The 5500-nt window shown below is 63.7% G+C and carries 7 protein-coding genes; all 7 read left to right on the plus strand.

What is annotated here, in order from left to right; translation table 11 throughout:
• Positions 1-85: 85 nt before the first annotated feature.
• Entirely contained in the window at positions 86-397 is a 312-nt protein-coding gene (locus tag AAFX91_RS38390; protein WP_130577582.1) for a EutN/CcmL family microcompartment protein, read from the plus strand.
• A 58-nt stretch (positions 398-455) separates the two neighbouring features.
• Positions 456-755, plus strand: coding sequence for a BMC domain-containing protein (locus AAFX91_RS38395; protein WP_130577583.1), 300 nt, complete (start codon positions 456-458; stop codon positions 753-755).
• 35 nt (positions 756-790) lie between these two features.
• Positions 791-2200 carry an aldehyde dehydrogenase family protein gene (locus AAFX91_RS38400; protein WP_394569958.1) on the plus strand — a complete coding sequence of 470 codons (1410 nt, stop codon included), beginning with the start codon at positions 791-793 and terminating at the stop codon, positions 2198-2200.
• A 2-nt stretch (positions 2201-2202) separates the two neighbouring features.
• Positions 2203-3024, plus strand: a complete 822-nt coding sequence (gene eutJ, locus AAFX91_RS38405; RefSeq protein ID WP_394569959.1) for an ethanolamine utilization protein EutJ — start codon at positions 2203-2205, stop codon at positions 3022-3024.
• A gap of 3 nt (positions 3025-3027) precedes the next feature.
• Positions 3028-3645: a hypothetical protein gene (locus AAFX91_RS38410; protein ID WP_394569960.1), complete on the plus strand. Its 618-nt coding sequence runs from the start codon at positions 3028-3030 to the stop codon at positions 3643-3645.
• Positions 3642-4901, plus strand: a complete 1260-nt coding sequence (locus tag AAFX91_RS38415) for a malate dehydrogenase (protein ID WP_130577586.1) — start codon at positions 3642-3644, stop codon at positions 4899-4901. The genes AAFX91_RS38410 and AAFX91_RS38415 overlap by 4 nt, the downstream gene beginning before the upstream one ends.
• A 1-nt stretch (position 4902) precedes the next feature.
• A partial coding sequence (locus AAFX91_RS38420; protein WP_394569961.1) for an alcohol dehydrogenase catalytic domain-containing protein occupies positions 4903-5500 on the plus strand: 598 nt, incomplete at its 3' end.

Consider the following 5500-nt stretch of genomic DNA (forward strand, 5'->3'; position numbering starts at 1 on the left):
CAAAGCTCGCGCCAAACTCGGCCGCGCCTATCCAGCCACCCCCAAAGAGTCAAAATCACTGTGATAGACCACTAGGGAGTGTGGTATGGAAATCGGGCGTGTGGTCGGGACGGTGGTTTCGACAATCAAGTCGTCCGGCCTGAACTCCTACAAGTTGCTTATCGTAACGCCTCTCGCTTTTGGCGAGGAGCCGGCGGCTGCCCAAGGAGCTGCCCAAGCCGCCAAGAATTACGTCGCGATTGATCTGGTAGGCGCCGGCGAGGGCGAGGTCGTGCTCGTCACGACCGGAAGCGCCGCGCGCGTCCTGGACGCCACTGAGGTTCCGACCGACGCCGCCATCATCGCGGTCATCGATACCGTCCAGATCGGCAGCCGCAATGCCTATTCGAAAGCCTGACCGGCAAAGGCGCCTGTCGAGACACCGCACTCAACCCAAGCAACGAGGAGAAACACAGATGAACAACACGCCGACAACGGGTCAGCCGAGAGGCGCTCTGGGCCTGATCGAGACCAAGGGCCTTGTGGGCGCCATCGAGGCGGCCGACGCGATGGTCAAGGCAGCCAATGTGAGGCTGATCGGGCGCGAGCAGATCGGCGGCGGGCTCGTGACCGTCATGGTCAGAGGCGACGTCGGCGCCGTGAAGGCCGCCACCGATGCAGGCGCGGCAGCCGCGGGCAAGGTCGGCGAAGTGGTTTCCGTTCACGTCATTCCGCGGCCGCATGAGGACGTGGAGGGAATCCTCGGCAAGGGGTGAGCGCATCGTCAGTTTGAACCTCGAAATTCGAAGGCATGAGCGAGCCGATGGGCGTGGCAGTGGATCTTGATTCCGATTTGGCGGGTTTGGCGGACGCGCGCAGCAAAGCGCGTCAGGCGCGATCGGCGTTCCGAGCATTTGCCGGAGTAGACCAGGAGAAAATCGACAACATCGTTCGGGCAATGGCGGAGGCCGGCACCGCGGCCGCCCAGGAACTCGCGCGACTGGCGGTCGATGAGACCGGGTTTGGCGTCTACGAGGACAAGATCCTCAAGAACCTCTACAATACCAAGTTCGTCGCCGCTTCCATGCTGTCGATGCGGACCATTGGAGTCTTGTGGGTAGACGAAGTCAACCGCATGACGGCCATCGGGTCGCCGATGGGCGTGATCGCGGCCATCATCCCAGTCACCAATCCGACCTCGACCGTGCTCTTCAAATGCCTGGCGGCCGTAAAGTCAGGCAATGCGATCGTGTGCGCGCCCCATCCCCGTGCTATCCGTAGCTGCGTGCGCGCGGCGGAAGTCATGGCGGAGGCGGCGGTCAAGGCCGGCGCGCCGAAGGGCCTGATTTCCTGTCTCTCGCTCCCGACCATCCAGTCGACGGGTGAGCTCATGCGACACCCCGACGTCTCGGTCGTGCTGGCGACCGGCGGTCCGGGAATGGTGCGCGCGGCCTATTCCAGCGGCAAGCCGACATTTGCGGTCGGCGCCGGCAATGTGCCGGTTTATATCCATCGGTCGGTCAAGGACGTGAAAGAAGCCGCGCTGATGGCGATCACGTCGAAATCCTTCGACAATGGCACCGCGTGCGTCGCCGAGCAATCCATCGTGCTCGACGAACCGATTGCGGATGCCGCAATCGCCGCTTTCGCAGCGCAGGGAACGTTCTTCCTCAGCGCACCTGATCAGCGACGGCTTGCGGACGTCATCTTCACCGAGAAGGGCGAACTCAGGCCGGAGGCCGTGGGCCTTTCCGCCCAGGAACTGGCGCGAAGGATCGGTCTCAACGTTCCCGGCGACTGCAGGGTGCTCGGTGCCCAACTGAGCGAGGTGGGACCGCAGACACCTCTCTCGCGCGAGATCCTCGGCCCTGTTTTGTCGTTCTACCGGACGGCAGACGTTGCTGCGGCCTTTGAACGGTGCCGGCAAATTCTCGCTTTTGGTGGCGAAGGCCACACGCTTGGTCTTCACTGCGAGGACGATCAGGTGATCGCCACCCTGTCCGCGCTCCCAGCGGGCCGCATCGTCATCAATACGCCGACGCTGTTCGGCGGCATGGGCTATAGCTGCGCAACCGATCCGTCTTTCATGCTGGGCACGGGCACCTGGAGCGGCTCGATCGTCTCCGACAATGTGACCCCGCTCCATCTCATCAACATCAAGCGCATCGCTCACGAAGTGCGCCCGTGGCGCTCGCTGTATCAGGCGAACATGGGGCTTTGAGCATGCTCGCGCGCACGACATCATCGCAAGTGACTGCCAGCGTGGAGGCAACCGCGTTTCTTGAAGCGGCTGCGACGACCTTTCGCAGTCCGGCTTGCGATTCGGATGCAACGCTGTCTTTCGGAATAGACCTCGGGACCGCGACGATCGTCCTGACGGCCGTCGACCGGCAAGGTCGACCGGCCTATTGGGACAGCCTGCCCTGCCAGGCCGTGCGCGACGGTGTCGTTGTCAATTTCGGCGACGCGGTTGCTGCCGTGAAGCAACTCAAGGCCACCGCAACGGCCGCGCTGGATCGGGAGATTGCCGCGGCGGCGACGGCGTTTCCACCGGCCGAGGCGAGGGCCTGCCGCTACGTCCTTGAGAACGCCGGCATCACCTGCCGACAATTGGTCGACGAGGTTACCGCGGCGCAGGCCCTGCTCCAGTTGACAGAGGGCGCGATCGTGGATGTGGGCGGCGGTTCGACTGGCGTCGGCGTCGTGATGAACGGCACGATCATCGCGCTCGATGATGAGCCCGGCGGGGGATATCATCTGGACCTGATCTTGGCCGGTGCCCTCGGCATATCGATAGAAGAAGCCGAAGAACGAAAGCGCCGCGGCGATCACGATTACTCACACATCCTGCGACCGGGCATCGAGCGGATCGCGAGTTCGATCGTTCGCCAGATCGGCGAGCATCCCGTTCAATCGATCCACCTTGCAGGCGGAGCCGTCCGGGTGCCTCACGCGGCATCGATCGTTACCGCTTTCAGCGGAATCAAGGCCTGGGCCTACCCGCACTCGGAACTCGTAACCCCCTTCGGAATCGCAATGAGCTGACTGATGGATTTTCAACTGCGCACTTACGCCTTCATCGACAGCATGCAGCCACAGGCTGCCGCTCACGTCGCCTCCACATGTCAGGGAGACGTGCCGGTCGCGGGCATGTCCGAGCTCTTCATCGAAGTGGCGCCGGGCAATGAGATCTTCCGCTGCGCGGACGTTGCGCTGAAGGCAGCGGATGTCCGCCCTGCCCTCCAGATCATCGAACGCGAATTTGGCCTGCTGGAAATTCATTCCAGCACGCAATCGGAAGTGCTGGCGGCTGGCCAAGCGGTCCTCGACTATCTTGGCCTCAAGGAGGAAGACCGTGTGCGGCCTACGATCGCCTCGTCGCAATTCGTCACCAATGTGAACCCCTACCAGGCGCAGCTCATCAACAAATGGCGGAAGGGCAATCTGCTGCTGCCAAGGTCCAGTCTCTTCGTCCTTGAAGCGACGCCGGCCGCCTATGTGACGCTCGCCGGGAACGAAGCCGAGAAAGCCGCCAACATCAGCCTGATTGAAGTCCGCGCGGTCGGGCGTTTTGGCCGACTGTTCATTTCCGGCACCGAGAGCGAGGTCGAAACCGCAGCCAAGGCAGCGGTTGGCTCGCTCGAGGAGTTGGGAGCCAAGACATGAGCGTCATTTCGGTTTCTGACGTGGAGAAGGCCAATGGCGTTCTCGTCATTGCCGCGAGAGACGTTCTCACGCCGCTGGCAGCCGATCGCGCCAAGGAGCTGAACGTTCGGATCGAGCGGGCTGGTGTCGCAAAGGAGGCTGCAGCACAGGCTCCGCTGCCTTTGCGCCCAATCGTTCAAGGATCGGTAAAGCCGACGCCTGCAACCAAATCGCCAGTTGGCGGGAACTCAATTCAACCAGGCGCCCTATCGGGCGCGCTGTATCGTCGCGGCGCGCCGGTACCAACAAAGATGCGGGTTCGGGACAACCTTGAAGACGCTGCTCAGGAAAACCGACCCCGCGCTGCGGTGATCGGCGCAGGTCACGTCGGCGCCATGACGGCGCTGCGGCTCGCGGAGACCTCGCTTTTCTCGCGCGTCGTGCTTGTCGATATCATCCCGGGGCTCGCCGCCGGACTTGCGCTCGACATGTGGCACAGCGCTGGCTTGCGCGGATTTACCACCCGGATCGAAGGCAGCACCGAGCTGTCCGCACTCGAGGGCGTCAGCTACGTCGTCATGACCGCCGGCCGTCCCCGTCAGCCGGGCATGAGCCGAACCGATCTGACCGGCGTGAACGCGGAAATCGTCGGTGGTGTCGCAGATGGCATCCGGCGCCATGCGCCCAATTCGGTGGTGGTCGTCGTGACCAACCCGTTGGAGGAGATGACCCACCTGATGGCGAAGCGGACGGGGTTTCCCTCCAACCGAGTCATCGGGATGGCAGGGGTGCTCGACAGTGCGCGCTTCTGTTCCCTGATCGCGCTGGAGCGCGTTGCCAAGCCGCAGGATGTCAACGCCATCGCACTCGGCAGCCATGGCGCCGAAATGGTCATTCCCTTGAGCCTTGCGACCGCGAACGGGCGTCCGCTCGAGGAACTGATCGCCAAGGATCGTCTCGCCGCCATCGTCGAGCGCGCGCGGGACTCCGGCGCCGAGGTCGTCAAGCTGCTTCAGAAGGGAAGCGCCTATTTTTCGCCAGCGGAGTCGGCGGCCTCGATGGTGGCGGCCATGGTGCGAGGCGGCAGCTCCTTGATCGCCGCGTGCGTGCAATCAGGAGGCGCATATGGCGTGGCGGATACGCGGATCGGTCTTCCGGTCCGCCTCGACGCCAATGGCGTGAAGGAGATCGTGAAGCTGCCGCTCAGGCCCGATGAACAGGCGGCCCTCGCGGAGGCCGCGCGAAGCATTGCCAAACGCATTTCCGAACTGGGCTGACATGCGCGCCGTTGTCTATCAGGGACCGGGAACCATCGCCGTCCGGGACGTGCCGCCTCCGCGGCTGGAAGCTCCTGACGATGCGCTGGTCCGGGTCGATCTGGCCGGCATCTGCGGCACCGATCTGCACGTCATCGCCGGCGATTTTGCGGGCATTCAACCCGGCGCGATCATCGGCCATGAATTCGTCGGCGAAGTCATTGCCGTCGGCAGCGCCGTCACACGGTTCAAAATCGGTGACCGCGTCACGTCGTCCGACTTCACCGCCTGCGGCCACTGCCATTGGTGCAACCGGGGCGACCATTGGGAATGTCGGGAAAGGGCGTTCTTCGGCACGGGAACTTCCTTTGGGCCTCCCCTCGCCGGTGCGCAGGCGGAAATCGTTCGCGTGCCGCATGCCGAGACCACACTTGGACTCTTATCCAAAGGCTGCTCCGACGAGGCGGCGATCCTGCTCGGCGACAACCTGGCGACGGGTTGGGCGGCGGTCGAGCGCAGCGGCCTCCTGCCGGGTGAGACCGTCGCGCATTGCCTCACCAAGGATGTTACCGGAGAACTGACCGTCAGGATTGGGGCGGCGATACCGAATCGGATCGGTG

Source organism: Bradyrhizobium sp. 31Argb (assembly GCF_043638955.1).
Classification (GTDB): Bacteria; Pseudomonadota; Alphaproteobacteria; order Rhizobiales; family Xanthobacteraceae; genus Bradyrhizobium.